The 17,035-nt window shown below is 33.6% G+C and carries 15 protein-coding genes; 13 read left to right on the top strand and 2 right to left on the bottom strand.

Translation table 11 applies throughout. The annotated features are described in order from the left end of the window. Positions 1–6: 6 nt before the first annotated feature. Positions 7–2,346, top strand: coding sequence for a DNA internalization-related competence protein ComEC/Rec2 (locus tag BM319_RS11135; RefSeq protein WP_069035102.1), 2,340 nt, complete (start codon positions 7–9; stop codon positions 2,344–2,346). 39 nt (positions 2,347–2,385) lie between these two features. On the opposite strand, the gene BM319_RS11130 is transcribed toward BM319_RS11135, so the two are convergent. Next, positions 2,386–2,520, bottom strand: a complete 135-nt coding sequence (locus tag BM319_RS11130) for a YqzM family protein (RefSeq protein WP_069035101.1) — start codon at positions 2,518–2,520, stop codon at positions 2,386–2,388. A gap of 208 nt (positions 2,521–2,728) precedes the next feature. Here BM319_RS11130 and holA point away from each other — a divergent pair, with 208 nt between their 5' ends. Together holA and BM319_RS11120 are read left to right on the top strand one after the other, a co-directional pair. After that, on the top strand, positions 2,729–3,736 hold the full coding sequence (holA, locus tag BM319_RS11125) for a DNA polymerase III subunit delta (RefSeq protein ID WP_175495598.1): 1,008 nt from the start codon (positions 2,729–2,731) through the stop codon (positions 3,734–3,736). 188 nt (positions 3,737–3,924) lie between these two features. Beyond that, positions 3,925–4,734 carry an aminoglycoside adenylyltransferase domain-containing protein gene (locus BM319_RS11120; protein WP_091022683.1) on the top strand — a complete coding sequence of 270 codons (810 nt, stop codon included), beginning with the start codon at positions 3,925–3,927 and terminating at the stop codon, positions 4,732–4,734. 101 nt (positions 4,735–4,835) lie between these two features. Here BM319_RS11120 and rpsT read toward each other — a convergent pair whose 3' ends face one another. Continuing rightward, a complete protein-coding gene (gene rpsT / locus BM319_RS11115) occupies positions 4,836–5,102 on the bottom strand; it encodes a 30S ribosomal protein S20 (RefSeq protein ID WP_069035099.1) in 267 nt (88 codons plus the stop codon). A 219-nt stretch (positions 5,103–5,321) separates the two neighbouring features. Here rpsT and gpr point away from each other — a divergent pair, with 219 nt between their 5' ends. From gpr to BM319_RS11065, 10 genes are all read left to right on the top strand, one after another. Further along, positions 5,322–6,422 (top strand): GPR endopeptidase, encoded by a 1,101-nt coding sequence (gene gpr / locus BM319_RS11110; RefSeq protein WP_069035098.1) that lies wholly within the window; start codon positions 5,322–5,324, stop codon positions 6,420–6,422. A gap of 24 nt (positions 6,423–6,446) precedes the next feature. Further along, positions 6,447–6,797 (top strand): DUF3679 domain-containing protein, encoded by a 351-nt coding sequence (locus tag BM319_RS11105; RefSeq protein ID WP_069035097.1) that lies wholly within the window; start codon positions 6,447–6,449, stop codon positions 6,795–6,797. A gap of 109 nt (positions 6,798–6,906) precedes the next feature. Beyond that, on the top strand, positions 6,907–8,727 hold the full coding sequence (gene lepA, locus BM319_RS11100; protein WP_069035096.1) for a translation elongation factor 4: 1,821 nt from the start codon (positions 6,907–6,909) through the stop codon (positions 8,725–8,727). Positions 8,728–9,011: 284 nt separating this feature from the next. Further along, complete coding sequence (hemW, locus tag BM319_RS11095; protein WP_069035095.1) at positions 9,012–10,148, top strand: radical SAM family heme chaperone HemW; 1,137 nt, start codon at positions 9,012–9,014, stop codon at positions 10,146–10,148. 199 nt (positions 10,149–10,347) lie between these two features. Then, positions 10,348–11,376, top strand: a complete 1,029-nt coding sequence (gene hrcA / locus BM319_RS11090; protein WP_069035094.1) for a heat-inducible transcriptional repressor HrcA — start codon at positions 10,348–10,350, stop codon at positions 11,374–11,376. 57 nt (positions 11,377–11,433) lie between these two features. After that, positions 11,434–11,994, top strand: coding sequence for a nucleotide exchange factor GrpE (gene grpE / locus BM319_RS11085; RefSeq protein WP_069035093.1), 561 nt, complete (start codon positions 11,434–11,436; stop codon positions 11,992–11,994). A 93-nt stretch (positions 11,995–12,087) separates the two neighbouring features. Next, positions 12,088–13,911, top strand: coding sequence for a molecular chaperone DnaK (dnaK, locus tag BM319_RS11080; protein WP_069035092.1), 1,824 nt, complete (start codon positions 12,088–12,090; stop codon positions 13,909–13,911). A 136-nt stretch (positions 13,912–14,047) separates the two neighbouring features. Next, positions 14,048–15,184 (top strand): molecular chaperone DnaJ, encoded by a 1,137-nt coding sequence (dnaJ, locus tag BM319_RS11075; protein ID WP_069035091.1) that lies wholly within the window; start codon positions 14,048–14,050, stop codon positions 15,182–15,184. Positions 15,185–15,329: 145 nt separating this feature from the next. Then, positions 15,330–16,280: a 50S ribosomal protein L11 methyltransferase gene (gene prmA / locus BM319_RS11070; protein ID WP_091022682.1), complete on the top strand. Its 951-nt coding sequence runs from the start codon at positions 15,330–15,332 to the stop codon at positions 16,278–16,280. 1 nt (position 16,281) lies between these two features. Continuing rightward, positions 16,282–17,034, top strand: a complete 753-nt coding sequence (locus BM319_RS11065) for a 16S rRNA (uracil(1498)-N(3))-methyltransferase (RefSeq protein WP_091022680.1) — start codon at positions 16,282–16,284, stop codon at positions 17,032–17,034. Position 17,035 lies beyond the last annotated feature (1 nt).

The raw sequence follows: 17,035 nt of genomic DNA, 5'->3' as shown, positions 1-17,035 counted from the left end.
ATTAATATGAGTATTTATCTGGCTTATATTATTTTTGTACAAATACTAACAATTGTCTTTTTTAACAGTTTTAATTTATTCTTTATATTAATATTACTCATTTTAATGATTTTTTTAGTTGGAAAGAAAAAATGGCTCCTTTTATTGATTTGTATTATTTCGCTAAGTATTACGTCTAGTATATGTTACCTACAAAACAATAATATGAATTCCCCTAAACCAAAGCCCTCAGCAAATGTTCGTGGTGAAATCACTTCTACTCCAATAATAGATGGTAATAAGGTTTCGTTTACATATAAACTCCAAAATCAAGAAATCTTACTAAATAGTTTTGCTAATACAAAAGAACAATTAAAAGTTTTTCAAAAAAGAAAAATAGGTGAAATATGTGAAGTGAAAGGTGAGGTTGAATTGCCTTTAGAAAGCTCGAACCCATACTTATTTAATTATAAGAAGTATTTATTAAATCAAGGGATTCACTGGATTATTACTACTAATCCAGATGAATTAGGGGATTGTAAAAATGGAAAACGAACCATCATTCAATCAATAAATTATAGTCGACATGCCTTAACTAAATATGTAGAGGTTAATTTTAATTCTAATACAGAAGGTTATATTAATGCTCTACTATTTGGGGAACGTTCAAAAATGAATGCAATAACAGAATCTCAATATCAAATAGTTGGAATTGTGCATTTACTTGCGATTAGTGGTTCGCATATTAGTTTATTAAGTCTTGGCATCTATTTTTTATTAATTAGATTTGGTGTAACAAAGGAAAGCAGCTTATTTATAACAATTTTGTGTATTATGTCCTACGGCTTTCTAGCAGGTGCTTCAGCATCAGTTGTCAGGGCAGTTATTATTGGTGTTCTAGTTTGCTTCTACAAGTTAGCAAAAATGAAAGTTGACATTACTTCATTATTATTCACTTCTTGTATAATCATGTTATTTGCAAAACCAAATTATATTGATGATATTGGATTTCAATTTTCCTTTGTAACGAGTTTTGTATTAATTTTAACTTCTGAACAAATTTTAAATTACAAATCTTGGTATGCAAGGGCTCTATTTACATCGAGTATTACCCAATTAGTATCAATCCCTATATTACTTTTTAATTTTCACGAATTATCACCATACAGTATAATAATTAACTTACTTTTCATTCCTTATATTAGTTTTATTATAATGCCACTATGTATTTTTTGTTTTGGTTTAAGTTTTATTAATTTAGAAATTAGCGAAATGTTAACATTACTATTATCATTCTTTATTAACATGTCAGATAAATTATTAAGTATTTGCATGCAATTACCGTTTATTAAGTTGATTTTTATACATCCTTCAAAAGGAATTCTGATTATATATATCGTGCTAATATTTTTAATTTTATACTTTATGGAAACACAGAAAGAGAAGAAATTATTGATGAATTGCCTGATTGGATTTTTTATTCTTATTTTCGGGCATTTGTTATATCCCTTTCTTAATCCTGTTGGCAAGATTATGTTTATAGATGTAGGTCAGGGTGACTGTATACTTATAAAATTACCTTTTAATAAAGGGAATTATGTAATTGATACTGGAGGAAAGTTAACTGGAAAAGAAGAAACATGGATGAAGCGTAAAAAACCATTTTCAACTGGCAATGATTTATTGATCCCGATATTAAAAGGAGAAGGTATTAGTAAAATAGATAAATTAATATTTACACATGGTGATATTGATCATATTGGAGGTGGAAAAGAGGTACTACAGTCATTTAATGTAAAACAATTAATCGTAGGTGACAAGACAAAATTTACTTCAGCAGAAAAAGAAAGAATGAATATAGCCATAAAAAAAGGAGTCGAGATTAAAAAAATAAGCGAAGGTATGAGTTGGAAAATCAGTGCAGATTATTTTGAAGTGATTTCGCCAATTAAAGACTATGAAGGTGAGGAAAACCAAGGGTCAATTGTTTTAAAGGCAGCAATAGGCGGGAAGAGTTGGATGTTTTCTGGTGATTTAGATGAAAATGGAGAAAATCGATTGATCTCTAAATATCCTGATTTAAAGTCAGATGTTTTGAAAATAGGGCATCATGGGAGTAAAACATCTACTTCCGAAAAATTTATTAAAGCAGTTATGCCTAAAATTGGCATTATTTCAGTTGGAGAAAAAAATCGATATGGTCATCCGACAAAAGAAGTAATTGATCGATTAAAAAAGTACAATGTTAAAATCTTACGTACTGATGAATTTGGGGCAATAACTTATGAATTTAAAAGTGGACAAGGTACCATATATACATTTAAAGCATATCGTAAAACAAATAACAGAAACCAAGAAGGAAATTAAAAAGACTGCCGAGGCAGTCCAGTCATTTGATTCTATGTATTATCGCGTAACATACTCCACAATTGTTGCGATGATAAATAGAGTAGCGAAGAAACCAAATGAAACAGCAAAGCCAACGCCAGAATCTGTTGAATCATTACGTTTGCTTTGAACATTTTTTTCAAAAGTATTCACAAATAACCCCTCCTAATTCAATTTTAGTATAAATCAATATAACTAAAAAATCCATAGTATGTTTGTTTAGTTATACCGTTTTAAATGAAGAAACCGGGTCTTTATTTAAAACGTTAATATAAATTAGAGATTAGTATTTACTAATCTCTTCCTTCTCATGTAGGACATGTTATACTATACTAAGAAAATTAGTGTAGAGGTGCAAAACATGATTAATGATTTACATAAAAAATTGAAAAAGAATGTGTCTCCAATGTATTTATTGGTAGGTACTGAAGATTTTTTACTTCAAGAAGCAGAAAACTTAATCGTGAAAGCAGCTTTACAAGGAGAAATTGATGATTTTAACTATCAAACATATGATTTAAAAGAGTCTTATTTAAGTGAAGCTCTTGAGGATGCTCAAACACCGTCCTTTTTCGGTGGAAACAAAGTCATCATCATAAAATCATGTTTGTTTTTAACAGCTCAAAAAGAAAAAATTGTACAAGATATAGAACCACTATTTGATTATATTGAAAATCCTGCACCTTTTACTACTGTTGTTTTTGTTGCTCCTTTTGAAAAATTGGATGAGCGGAAAAAAGTAACAAAAGCGATAAAAAAACAAGTAGAGCTAGTTGAATGTCATCCTGTTGAAACGAGTAATTTAGACGGCTGGATTAAAGAGCAGTTTGCTGGGAATGTAACGATAACGAAAGAAGCAATTGATCAATTAAAATTACTCGTTGGAAATAATTTATCAATTCTAAAACTTGAATGTGAGAAGCTACAATTGTTTATCGGGAATGAAGGAGAAGTGGATGCTGATCTAGTAGAGATGATGGTAGCAAAAACCATTGAACAAAACGTTTTTTCTCTTATCGAAAAAACAGCAGTAAGACAGACAACTGAGGCACTTAAAATCCTTCATGAATTATTATTTATAGGTGAAGAACCGATAAAAATAGTTGCATTATTAGCTAGTCAGTTTAGATTATTGTACGGAATAAAACAATTATCTAGTAGTGGATATTCAAATAATCAAATTGCCTCTTCAGTAGGTGTATCACCAGGAAGAGTGTTTTATGGACAAAAGCAAGCGAATAACTTTCAAGCAAGTGAATTGAAAGAAGCAATACGATTAATTGCTGAAGTTGATTACAAAATGAAGACTGGTCAAGGAGATAAGGTAATGATCCTTGAAATGTTGATTCTTCAATTAAATAAAAAATAGTAAGAAATCCAGTTCTTAACTGAGTATTATAATTAAATAACAAATCAAACGGCAGTCCGATAGCGTTAAATGGACTGCCATTTTTGTGTTATAAAAAGAATACGAAATTCAGTCTACAACTTTTACAATTTGTTATAATGTAGTAATTGTTAATATTTACCAAGAAGTAGTATTTGGGGGATGGGTGTATGAAGGAAATTCCTAAAGAAATAAACGTTGTATTAGATACATACTTTCATTATTTAGATGTAAAATTACCCAATTTAATTCATTCTTTTTATCTTTATGGATCGATTACTTTAGGTGCTTTTAAGAATGGATTTAGTGATATCGATTTTATTGCTGTTGTTAAGCGCAAAGTATCAGATGACGATTTAATTATACTGAAAGAAATTCATAAAGATGTACAAAGGAAGTTTCCTAATTCAATTTTGGATGGGTGGTATATTCTTAATGAAGATATCGAGTCCTTAAACGAAGAAGGAAATTTATGTATTCGTTTCAATGATGGGAAGTTTCAAGGATTACATAAATTTAAAATGAATTCCATAGATGCTTTTCAATTAAAAAAATACGGCATAACTGTAAGAGGGCTAAATATTGATCATGTAGATATATCGGTAAACTGGGATACAATACAAACTAATATGAGAGATAATCTTAATTCATATTGGCTTAGCTGGTTAAAAAACAGTAAGAAGTTCCCTACAGTTAAATACTTAAGTTTATTTGTAAGTTTAAGAAGTATTGAATGGGGAATTTTGGGAGTTTCTCGACTTTATTACACATTTAAAGAAAAAGATATTACATCGAAAGTAGGAGCAGGTGAATATGTTTTAGAGGCGGTACCCAAAAGGTGGCATAAGATTATTAAGGAATCAATGAGATTACGAACCGATAATAAAAAATCATATTACAAATCTATTTTTACAAGAAGAAAAGATGCAATTGACTATATGGAGTTTATGATTAAAGAATGTAATAAACTTATTCGATAAGGTATAACATACTATCGATTACAAAAAAATTTAAAAAAACGTCTAGTTGTAATTTTATTGCACGAAAAAATGGTGTCTCAGATGAGACACCATTTAATTCATTACGCGTTCATAGCGTTAACTTTTTTAGCTAAACGAGACTTTTGACGTGAAGCAGCGTTTTTGTGGATTAGATTGCTGTTAACAGCTTTATCTAATTTTTTAGAAGCAGTTAATAAAGCTTCTTGCGCTTTTTCAGTTTCGTTATTAGTAACTAAAGCTTCAACATTTTTCACTGCAGTACGCATTTCTGATTTTAGAGATGCGTTGTGAGCACGATGAGCTTCAGCTGTTTTTACACGTTTAATAGCTGATTTAATATTTGGCATACCTTTCACCTCCCGAATGCAGTCGAGAAATTTGCCTCGAATACAAATAGAACAAAACTTATTTTATCAAAACAAGTCCCATTTGGCAATAGAATTCATAAAGCTATTTTCGCCTTTTCAAAAGAAAAATAAACAACTCGTTTAGAATTGGTAACATCTAGCTAAACTAGTTAAGAAGAGAATTGTTAAATTTTGATGAGTATTGTGGAGGCTAGATAAATGAGTGAGTTAGATTTAAGTCAATATAGTGTTCGAACAGATTTAGCAGTAGAGGCAAAAGAGATGCTCGAGGAGCGTGAACAATCTAAGGAAGAAATTACCGGCGTAATCGTTAAAGAACGTGAAGAAGATGGTGTAAGTATTTCTCATGTTCATATTAAAGAATCGGCATCTGAAAGAATTGGTAAAAAGCCAGGGAATTATTTAACACTTCAAGTTCAAGGTATTCGTGAACAAGATACTGAACTTCAAGAAAAGGTTGAAAAAGTTTTTGCAAACGAGTTTTCTGCATTCCTAAAAAATTTAGGCATTACGGAAGACCAAACTTGTTTAGTAGTCGGATTAGGAAATTGGAATGTGACGCCTGATGCACTTGGTCCAATGGTTGTTGAAAATTTAGTAGTTACGAAGCATCTTTTTGAATTACAGCCTGAGAGTGTACAAGATGGTTATCGTCCAGTTTGTGCTCTATCCCCTGGTGTAATGGGGATAACTGGTATTGAAACGAGCGATATTATTTCAGGTGTCATTGATAAAGTAAAACCAGATTTTGTCATTGCGATCGATGCACTTGCAGCTAGGTCCATTGAGCGCGTTAATACAACAATACAAATTACAGATAACGGTATTCATCCGGGTTCTGGAATAGGGAATAAACGTAAAGAATTAAGCAAAGAAACACTGGGTATTCCAGTAATTGCTATAGGCGTTCCAACTGTTGTTGATGCTGTTGCTATTACAAGTGATACAATTGACTTCATTTTAAAACATTTTGGACGAGAAATAAAAGAGGGAGACAAGCCTGCTAAAGCGTTAATCCCTTCAGGAATGGCATTTGGAGAAAAGAAAAAGTATACCGATGAAGATATGCCTAATGAAAAGGAACGAATGGCATTTATGGGGATTGTAGGAACACTTGAAGAGAATGAAAAACGAAAATTAATTCATGAGGTACTATCACCACTCGGTCATAACTTAATGGTTACACCAAAAGAAGTGGATACATTTATTGAAGATATGGCAAATATTATTGCTGGCGGTATGAACGCAGCTCTGCATTCTAAAATTAATCAAGACAATATTGGCTCATATACTCATTAATATTTCGTAAGTGAGGAGAAACAAATGAAATATATGGTTCGGTATTTTACGCTAATCATTATTTTTTCGATAACAATCATTACTTGTATGCAAGTTGCGAAAGACGGAATAAGTAAAGTTACTTCGACTGATTACTATCATGTAGACGATGTAGTAAAAATCTCAAAAGAAGATGGGAAAGCTGGTCCAGTACTTTTTGGAAAAGATTACACGAAAGAAGGACTAGCAATTAGAGAAGATCATTTAGAAAGATTAGGGGCATTTAATTATTTTACAGTTGTTGGTAAAGGACTATCCCATTTTGTTACGTATGTAACTGAAAAAGGGGTTAAGATTGTTGAAAAAATTCCTTCTATTATTGATAGCTTTAATTAGACCTTCTAAACTTCATTCGACATATACTGCTAATAGAGATTGAATATTTCCCTATTTTTTTGATATAATCAAAACTATCTATGCTGTCGAGAAATTTAGGAGTGATGAAATGAATAAAGAGTCAAGATCAGAAAGACAAAAGAGAATTAGAAACTTTTCAATCATCGCACACATTGACCATGGAAAATCTACATTAGCAGATAGAATTCTTGAGAAAACAAATGCATTAACTCAGCGTGAGATGAAGTCTCAGCTATTAGACTCAATGGATTTAGAGCGTGAACGTGGAATTACCATTAAATTAAATGCTGTGCAGTTACAATATAAAGCTAAAAATGGAGAAGAATATATTCTTCATTTAATTGATACACCTGGACATGTCGACTTCACTTATGAAGTTTCACGTAGTTTAGCAGCTTGTGAAGGCGCAATTCTTGTAGTTGATGCTGCACAAGGTATCGAAGCACAAACATTGGCGAACGTATATTTAGCTTTAGACAATGATTTAGAAATCTTACCAGTTATTAATAAGATTGACTTACCGAGTGCAGAGCCTGAACGTGTAAGACAAGAAGTTGAAGAAGTAATTGGATTAGATGCATCTGAAGCGGTATTAGCATCTGCTAAAGCAGGAATCGGAATAGAAGAAATTCTAGAGCAAATCGTAGAAAAAGTACCTGCTCCAACAGGCGATCCAGATGCGCCTTTAAAAGCACTTATTTTTGATTCATTATTCGATCCATACCGTGGTGTTGTAGCTTATATTCGTATCGTAGAAGGTACTGTAAAAGTTGGGCAAAAAATTAGAATGATGGCTACAGGTAAAGAATTCGAAGTAGTTGAAGCTGGAGTGTTTACTCCTCGTACAACACAACGAGATGAATTAACTGTAGGTGACGTAGGTTTCTTAACAGCTTCTATTAAAAATGTTGGAGATACTCGCGTTGGTGATACAATTACCCTTGCGGAGAATCCAGCAACTGAGCCACTACCAGGTTATCGTAAATTAAATCCAATGGTATTCTGTGGATTATATCCAATTGATACTTCTAAATATAATGATTTACGTGATGCACTTGAAAAGCTTCAATTAAATGATGCTGCTTTACAATTTGAAGCAGAAACTTCACAAGCTTTAGGATTTGGTTTCCGTTGTGGATTCTTAGGATTATTACACATGGAAATCATTCAAGAGCGTATTGAACGTGAATTCAAAATTGATTTAATTACAACAGCACCAAGTGTTATTTATAATGTTTACACAACAAAAGATGAAATGATTATCGTTGATAACCCTGCTCATATGCCAGACCCTCAATCAATTGATCGAGTAGAAGAGCCTTATGTAAAAGCAAAAATCATGGTTCCAAATGACTTTGTTGGAGCAATCATGGAGCTTTGCCAAAAGAAACGCGGAAACTTTATCGATATGCAATATTTAGATGCGAACCGCGTAACGTTAACTTACGAAATTCCATTATCTGAAATTGTTTATGATTTCTTTGACCAATTAAAATCAAGTACAAAAGGTTATGCATCATTTGATTATGAATTAATTGGCTACAAAGTTTCTAAACTTGTGAAAATGGATATTTTATTAAACGGTGAACAAGTAGATGCTCTATCATTTATCGTTCATAGAGACGCTGCTTATGATCGTGGGAAAATTATCGTTGAAAAATTAAAAGAACTTATTCCAAGACAACAGTTCGAAGTACCAGTTCAAGCGGCAATCGGACAAAAAATCGTTGCTCGTTCAACAATTAAGTCAATGGGTAAAAACGTTTTAGCAAAATGTTACGGTGGGGATATCTCTCGTAAACGTAAGCTATTAGATAAGCAAAAAGAAGGTAAAAAGCGAATGAAAGCTGTTGGATCTGTAGAGGTTCCACAAGAGGCATTCATGGCTGTTTTACGTATGGATGATTAATAATCAATAGGAATTCATCGATTATAGAATTGATGATTATCTAGAGATGCCACCGTAATTTATTTGCGGTGGCATTTATAAATTTTAGATTGATAATTTTTTACTCAAATTGTTATTAATAAAAAGTAAGATGTAAATAATGATAAATAATAGTAAAGCGATTAATTAGACAAATATCATAAGAAAATATACAATCATAAAAGTTAAAATCAACAAAAGTCCCTGAATCTGCACCTTAGATGGTATTGGATCAGGGGCTTTTCACATAGAAAAGAGGAGAAGATATGGCATCTTCCGTTTATATTCATATACCATTTTGTCAGCAGATTTGTTACTACTGCGATTTTAATAAATTTATGATGGACCGACAGCCGGTTGATCAGTATTTAGAGTATCTAGAGAAAGAAATTGTTGAAAGTTTAAAAAGAAATCCGATTATAGATTTGAAAACAGTTTTTGTAGGTGGAGGAACACCTACAGCATTAACTTTGCCCCAAACTCAAACGTTAGTTGATATGATTAATAAACACATCATTAAAGGGAATAAAGAAATCGAAATGACTTTTGAAAGTAATCCGAATGAAATTTCAAAAGAGAAGCTTCAGATTTTAAAAGATGGTGGTGTGAATCGAATTAGTTTTGGAGCGCAAACATTTGATGAAGGTTTACTGAAAAAGATTGGAAGAACACATTCACCAAATGAAATAGAAGAAGCAATTCAAACTGCCAAAGAAGTTGGAATTGATAATATTAATCTGGATTTAATGTATGCATTACCTGGTCAAACAATGGAACAATTCGTTGATTCTTTAGATAAAGCAATGAAGTTACCGATTCAACATATTTCAGCATATTCATTAATTATTGAACCAAAAACGGTTTTTTACATAGAAATGAATAGGGGCAAGCTTAAACCAGCCCCAGAAGAAGATGAAGCGGCTATGTATGACTTTTTAATGAACTATTTAGAGAAAAATGGCTTTCATCAATATGAAATCAGCAATTTTGAAAAAAATGGCTTAGAAAGTAAGCATAATCTTGTTTATTGGAATAATGAAGAGTATTTTGGATTTGGTGCAGGAGCACATGGCTATATTAATGGAATTCGATATTCAAACGCAGGACCATTAAAGAAATATTTCCAGTTGATCGATGATACTGGAGTCCCAATTGTTCATGAGCATACGGTAACGAAGCAAGAAAAAATGGAAGAAGAAATGTTTTTAGGACTACGTAAAATGCAGGGAGTTTCGGAAAGAAAGTTCCAAGAAAAATTTGGTTCAAACTTTAATGAAGTATTTCCGAACGTAATTGAAAAACTAATGAAAGATGGATTAGTCGAGATGAATGGAGAATATCTTCGATTATCCCACAAAGGAAAGTTACTAGGAAACGAAGTATTTCAAGCATTTTTACTATAAAAGCAGTAAATGTAAGCAGCAGGAAAAGCGGATTAGATAAGGGAGAATAGATCAATCTGATGTATTTACTATTTCTTAATCCATTAATTCTGTACTTTTTTATTCCTGCCCTTAACTTCTTGACATCGTATAAAGGATTTGTTAAGTTAATAATATATTTAGCACTCACTAGATAAGAGTGCTAATAGAGGTGATAAACATGTTGACTGAAAGACAGTTATTGATACTCCAAATTATTATCGATGACTTTATTCGCATGGCACAACCTGTTGGTTCAAGGAGTTTATCTAAAAAGGAAGGTATTTCATTTAGTTCAGCAACGATACGAAATGAGATGGCTGATTTAGAGGAACTTGGTTATATTGAAAAGCCTCATAGCTCTGCAGGTCGAATCCCTTCTGAAAAAGGGTATCGTTTTTATGTAGACCATCTATTATCACCACAAATTGTTAATGACGATGATGTTCGTTCGATAAAAGGTATTTTTGCCGAGCGTATTTTTGAAATAGAAAAGCTTGTGAAAAATTCAGCTGATATACTTTCTGATTTAACAAATTACACAACAATTGCACTGGGACCAAAAGTTACTGAAAATAAGCTTAAAAATATTCAGCTTATTCCAATAGGACCTAATACAGCAGTATCAATTATTGTGACGGACACAGGTATTGTTAAAAATCGAACAGTAACTATACCACCTGGTGTGTCTATGAGTGATATTGAGAAAATGGTAAATATATTAAATGAGCGACTAGTAAATGTTCCAATTCATCAAATAAATGACAAACTTTATAAAGAAATTGCAATGATTTTACGTACGCATATTTCGAATTATGAGAGTGTTATTAAGATGATTGGTGGCACTATTGACGTACCGATTGAACAAAAGCTGATTTTAAGTGGAAAAACGAATATTTTAGCTCAACCAGAATTTCATAATGTGGAGACAATGAAAGTTTTGTTAAACATGATTGAAAAGCAGGATGAACTAAAAAGTATTATTCCTTTTGAACAGATGGGTTTAAGTGTCAAAATTGGTAAGGAAAATGAAAAGTCTGGCTTAGAAAATGTAAGTATCATTAGCGCAACCTATTCATTAGGTGAAGATCAAATTGGTACAATCGCAGTATTAGGACCAACTCGAATGGAATACTCCCGAGTAATCTCATTAATGCATTTAATAACAGGGCAATTGAATTTATTATTTTCATCTAAGGATGTTGAATAAATCCATTGTGAAAAGAAACAATGGATTACATATAAAAAAATAGGAGGTGAAGGTGACATGACAGAACGTCAGGAAGAACTTTTAAATGAAGAAGTAGTGAATGAAGAAACTACTGTTGAAGAGCCTTCAATCTTTACAGAAGAGAAAACTGACAATGTGAATTCTGCTGAAGAAGAGCTTCAAAAACTTCGTGCTGAAGTAGATGAGAAGGAAAATAAGTACCTACGTCTACATGCTGATTTCGAAAATTATAAACGTCGTGCACTTTTAGACCAACAATCTTTAATGACTTATCGTGCGCAAAGCTTAGTAACTGATTTATTACCAGTACTAGATAATTTCGAACGTGCACTACAAGTTGAAGCAACAGACGAGCAAACTGCTTCTTTAAAACAAGGTATGGAAATGGTTTACCGTTTACTTGTTGAAGCTGTGAAAAAAGAAGGTGTAGAAGAAATCCCAGCACTTGGTGAACAATTCGATCCGAATGTCCATCAAGCTGTAATGCAAGAAAGTGATGATTCTAAGCCATCTAATGAAGTTTTACAAGAATTCCAAAAAGGCTATAAGCTAAAGGACAGAGTAATTCGTCCATCAATGGTAAAAGTAAACGAGTAATTAGTTAAGCGTCTATTTAAATCGCTAACATAAATATAAAATTATTTTTTAAAACTAAAATATAACTTATGTAAATTTTAGGAGGAACATGCAATGAGTAAAATTATTGGTATTGACTTAGGTACAACTAACTCTTGTGTCGCAGTATTAGAAGGTGGAGAGCCAAAAGTAATTCCGAATCCAGAGGGTGGACGTACAACTCCGTCAGTTGTTGCGTTCAAAAATGGTGAGCGTCAAGTTGGGGAAGTAGCAAAGCGTCAAGCAATTACAAACCCTAACACAATCATGTCTATTAAACGTCATATGGGTACTACACATAAAGAAAACATTGAAGGTAAAGATTTTTCTCCACAAGAGATTTCTGCAATTATTCTTCAAAACTTAAAGGCATCTGCTGAAGCTTATTTAGGTGAAGCAGTAACGAAAGCAGTTATTACAGTACCTGCATACTTCAATGATGCTGAGCGTCAAGCAACTAAAGATGCTGGTAAAATCGCTGGTTTAGAAGTAGAACGTATCATCAATGAGCCAACTGCGGCTGCATTAGCATACGGTTTAGATAAAATGGATGAAGACCAAACAATCTTAGTTTATGACTTAGGTGGCGGTACATTCGACGTTTCAATCCTTGAATTAGGAGATGGAATTTTTGAAGTTAAAGCTACAGCTGGTGACAACCGTTTAGGTGGAGATGACTTCGACCAAGTTATCATTGATTACTTAGTAGCTGAATTCAAAAAAGAAAATGGTGTTGATTTAAGCCAAGATAAAATGGCATTACAACGTTTAAAAGATGCTGCTGAAAAAGCGAAAAAAGACTTATCAGGTATTACTTCAACTCAAATTTCATTACCATTCATTAGCATGGGTGCAGCTGGTCCATTACACTTAGAGTTAAACTTAACTCGTGCAAAATTCGAAGAGCTTTCTCACAACTTAGTAGAAAGAACTTTAGGCCCAACTCGTCAAGCAATGAAGGATTCAGGCTTAACTGCTAGTCAAATTGATAAAGTCATTTTAGTTGGTGGTTCAACTCGTATTCCTGCTGTTCAAGAAGCAATCAAAAAAGAAACAGGAAAAGAACCACATAAAGGTGTAAACCCTGATGAAGTAGTAGCATTAGGTGCTGCAATTCAAGGTGGAGTATTAACTGGTGATGTAAAAGACGTAGTATTACTAGACGTAACTCCATTATCATTAGGTATCGAAACTATGGGTGGAGTATTTACAAAGTTAATCGAACGTAATACAACAATCCCAACAAGTAAATCTCAAGTTTTCTCAACAGCTGCTGACAATCAACCTGCTGTAGACATTCACGTACTACAAGGTGAGCGTCCAATGGCTAATGACAATAAAACATTAGGTCGCTTCCAATTATCGGATATCCCACCAGCACCACGTGGAATTCCTCAAATTGAAGTATCATTCGATATCGACAAAAATGGTATCGTAACAGTACGTGCGAAAGACCTAGGAACTCAAAAAGAACAAAACATCGTAATTCAATCTTCTTCAGGTTTAAGTGATGAAGAAGTAGAACGCATGGTAAAAGAAGCAGAATTAAATGCTGATGCAGATGCAAAACGTAAAGAAGAAGTAGATCTTAAAAACGAAGCTGATCAATTAGTATTCCAAGTAGAGAAAACTTTAAAAGATCTTGAAGGAAAAGTTGAAGAAGCAGAGGTTACAAAAGCTAACGAAGCTAAAGACGCATTAAAAGCAGCTTTAGAAGCTGGTAACTTAGATGATATCCGTACGAAGAAAGATGCTCTTTCTGAAATCGTTCAAGCTTTATCAATGAAGCTTTATGAGCAAGCTGCTGCTGCACAGCAAGCTGCAGGTGGAGCTGAAGGCGGAGCGAAACAAGACGATGTAGTAGACGCTGAGTTTACTGAAGTTAAGGACGAAAAATAAGCAAGAAAATATATATTTAAAACATTGAGGGAAGTCAAAGTCAGGGAAGCCTTGACTTTGACTTCCTCTTTTTCTTTTAGAAATGCACAGGATATGTTAAAATATTCTTTATGTGAAAGGAGCGGATTGTAATACTATGAGTAAACGTGATTACTATGATGTGCTTGGTGTGAGTAAAAGTGCATCACAAGATGAAATAAAAAAATCGTTTCGTAAATTAGCAAAAACATATCATCCGGACGTTAATAAGGATCCTGATGCACCTGAAAAGTTTAAAGAGGTGCAAGAAGCATACGAAAATTTATCAGATGATCAAAAACGTGCTCATTATGATCAGTTTGGTCATACAGATCCAAACCAAGGTTTCGGCGGCGGCGGATTTGGCGGCGGCGGATTCGGTGGATTTGAAGATATTTTCAGTCAGTTTTTTGGTGGCGGTGGCGGTGGACGTCGTCGTGACCCGAACGCACCAAGAGCTGGAGCTGATTTACAATATACAATGACGATCCAGTTTGAAGAAGCAGCATTTGGAATGGAAAGAGAAATTGAAATTCCAACTGAAGAAACATGTCATACATGTAGTGGTTCAGGTGCAAAACCTGGTACATCAAAAGAAACATGTAATCATTGTCATGGCTCAGGACAAATGAGTGTTGAACAAAATACTCCATTTGGACGTATTGTGAACCGTACGACATGTTCACACTGTCAAGGTACTGGTCAGATTATTAAAGATAAATGTAATACTTGTCATGGTGCAGGCCGAGTGAAAACTCGTAAGAAAATTATGGTTAAAGTACCAGCTGGTATCGATGATGGACAACAAATTCGACTTTCAGGCCAAGGTGAACCAGGTAAAAATGGTGGTCCTGCTGGAGATTTATATATTGCATTCCATGTTCGTGAGCATGAATTCTTTGAACGTGATGGAAATGACGTTTACTGCGAGCTTCCATTAACTTTTGCACAAGCTGCATTAGGTGATGAAGTTGAAGTTCCTACATTGCATGGTAAAGTAAAAACGAAAATTCCTGCTGGAACGCAAACTGGTACTAGAATGCGTTTAAAAGGTAAAGGAATCAAGGATGTACGTGGTTATGGTCAAGGTGATCAGCACGTAATCGTAAAAGTTATCACACCAACAAAACTAACAAGCCGTCAAAAAGAATTGCTTGAAGAGTTTTATAATATTGGCAAAGGTCAAAAAGACGACAAACACGACTCTTTCTTTACAAAGTTAAAGCGTGCAGTTAAGAATTTTGGCGAACAATAAAGAAGTTATTAATTCAGTACGTTAGTTAAGGTAAAAAGTGGAAACACTAAATAGAAGAAGTAATTTAAATGGCACCCTCTAATTCTGACTATGATTAGAGGGTATTGCCAAGTAAAGAAGAGAGTATGAATGGAGTTGGTAGTTTATGAAATGGTCAGAATTAAGTATTCACACTACACAGGATGCGGTTGAACCGATTTCTAACATTTTACACGAAGCTGGTGCAAGTGGTGTTGTCATAGAGGATGTGTTTGATTTGACGAAGGAGCGAGCACAGGTTTACGGTGAAATCTACCAACTTAACCCAAAAGATTATCCAGAGGAAGGTGTAATCGTTAAAGCATACCTTCCTGTGAATAGTTTTTTAAACGATACAATCGACGGTATAAAAGAAGCAATTAATAATTTAATTTCATATGATATTGATTTAGGAAAAAATACATTTGCTGTGCATGAAGTAAACGAAGAAGATTGGGCGACTGCATGGAAAAAATATTATCATCCAATTTCAATCTCAGATCGTTTTACAATTGTACCTTCTTGGGAAGAGTATGAAGTCAAATCATCAGACGAATTAATTATCGAACTAGATCCGGGAATGGCGTTTGGTACGGGTACTCATCCTACAACTGTTATGTGTATTCGTGCACTTGAGAAAGTTGTTAAATCAACGGACCGTGTAATTGATGTAGGTACTGGTTCAGGAGTATTAAGTATTGCAGCTGCTAAACTTGGCTCTACAAATATAGAAGCTTATGACTTAGACGATGTAGCTGTTCGAAGTGCAAGAGAAAACGTTGTATTAAACAAGGTTGACGATGTTATAAAAGTTGGACAAGGTAACTTACTACAAGGAATTGAAGGTCCGTTCCAAGTAGTTGTTGCAAACTTACTTGCTGAAATTATTCTGCGTTTCGTAGACGATGTGTTTAATGTTTTAGAACCAGGTGGAACATTTATTTCATCAGGAATTATTGGCGCTAAACAAGAAGACATCGAAAATGAGCTTAAAAGAGTTGGTTTTGAAGTGAAGGAAGTATTACATTTAGAGGACTGGGTTGCAATTATTGCAAAAAAGCCAGAACTAGGAATGTAAGATGCAAAGATATTTTATAGAAGTAACGCAGCTGCAAAATGATCTTGTTACAATAACTGGTGATGATGCTCATCATATCGCAAATGTTATGCGAATGAAGCTAGATCAAGAAATCATTTGTACAGTTCCAGGTTCTTCAACTGTTCGTTGTACACTTACAAATATTTCTAGTGAACAAATAGCTGCAGCTGTTGTAGAATATGTTGAGAATACAAATGAACTGCCAATATCAATTACGATTGCTAGTGGACTACCAAAAGGTGATAAACTAGAGCTAATCATACAAAAAGGTACGGAGCTTGGTGCTTCTGGTTTTTTACCTTTTGCTGCAGCTAGATCAATTGTTAAATTAGATGATAAAAAAGCTAGTAAAAAGGTTGATAGATGGCAAAAAATTGCAAAAGAAGCGGCTGAACAATCATATCGATTTATTGTACCAACCGTGGAACAGCCAGCATCTTTTCAACAATTACTTAACTCAATACAGTATTATGATGCGTGTATTGTTGCATATGAAGAAAGTGCAAAAACAGGAGAATCAGCAGGACTTGTTCAGACATTCCAATCATTAAAGGAAGGTTCACGATTATTAGTAGTTTTCGGACCAGAAGGTGGTTTGTCAGAGAAAGAAGTTAATCAGCTAGAAGAAAAAGGTGCTAAGCTATGTGGACTTGGACCAAGAATTCTACGAACAGAAACAGCACCATTTTATGTTTTAGCTGCTGCCTCCTTTCATTTTGAATTAATGGGGTGAA

The organism is Bacillus sp. UNCCL81 (genome assembly GCF_900112535.1).
Lineage (GTDB): Bacteria > Bacillota > Bacilli > Bacillales > Bacillaceae_G > Gottfriedia > Gottfriedia luciferensis_B.
This window is presented reverse-complemented; position numbering and strand designations above follow the sequence as displayed.

What these genes read in the sequence shown, in the direction of transcription:
- BM319_RS11135 (WP_069035102.1), top strand. Translation starts at nt 7, where the DNA reads ATGAGTATTTATCTGGCTTATATTATTTTTGTACAAATACTAACAATT.
- holA (WP_175495598.1), top strand. Translation starts at nt 2,729, where the DNA reads ATGATTAATGATTTACATAAAAAATTGAAAAAGAATGTGTCTCCAATG.
- BM319_RS11120 (WP_091022683.1), top strand. Translation starts at nt 3,925, where the DNA reads ATGAAGGAAATTCCTAAAGAAATAAACGTTGTATTAGATACATACTTT.
- rpsT (WP_069035099.1), bottom strand. Translation starts at nt 5,102, where the DNA reads ATGCCAAATATTAAATCAGCTATTAAACGTGTAAAAACAGCTGAAGCT.
- gpr (WP_069035098.1), top strand. Translation starts at nt 5,322, where the DNA reads ATGAGTGAGTTAGATTTAAGTCAATATAGTGTTCGAACAGATTTAGCA.
- BM319_RS11105 (WP_069035097.1), top strand. Translation starts at nt 6,447, where the DNA reads ATGAAATATATGGTTCGGTATTTTACGCTAATCATTATTTTTTCGATA.
- lepA (WP_069035096.1), top strand. Translation starts at nt 6,907, where the DNA reads ATGAATAAAGAGTCAAGATCAGAAAGACAAAAGAGAATTAGAAACTTT.
- hemW (WP_069035095.1), top strand. Translation starts at nt 9,012, where the DNA reads ATGGCATCTTCCGTTTATATTCATATACCATTTTGTCAGCAGATTTGT.
- hrcA (WP_069035094.1), top strand. Translation starts at nt 10,348, where the DNA reads ATGTTGACTGAAAGACAGTTATTGATACTCCAAATTATTATCGATGAC.
- grpE (WP_069035093.1), top strand. Translation starts at nt 11,434, where the DNA reads ATGACAGAACGTCAGGAAGAACTTTTAAATGAAGAAGTAGTGAATGAA.
- dnaK (WP_069035092.1), top strand. Translation starts at nt 12,088, where the DNA reads ATGAGTAAAATTATTGGTATTGACTTAGGTACAACTAACTCTTGTGTC.
- dnaJ (WP_069035091.1), top strand. Translation starts at nt 14,048, where the DNA reads ATGAGTAAACGTGATTACTATGATGTGCTTGGTGTGAGTAAAAGTGCA.
- prmA (WP_091022682.1), top strand. Translation starts at nt 15,330, where the DNA reads ATGAAATGGTCAGAATTAAGTATTCACACTACACAGGATGCGGTTGAA.
- BM319_RS11065 (WP_091022680.1), top strand. Translation starts at nt 16,282, where the DNA reads ATGCAAAGATATTTTATAGAAGTAACGCAGCTGCAAAATGATCTTGTT.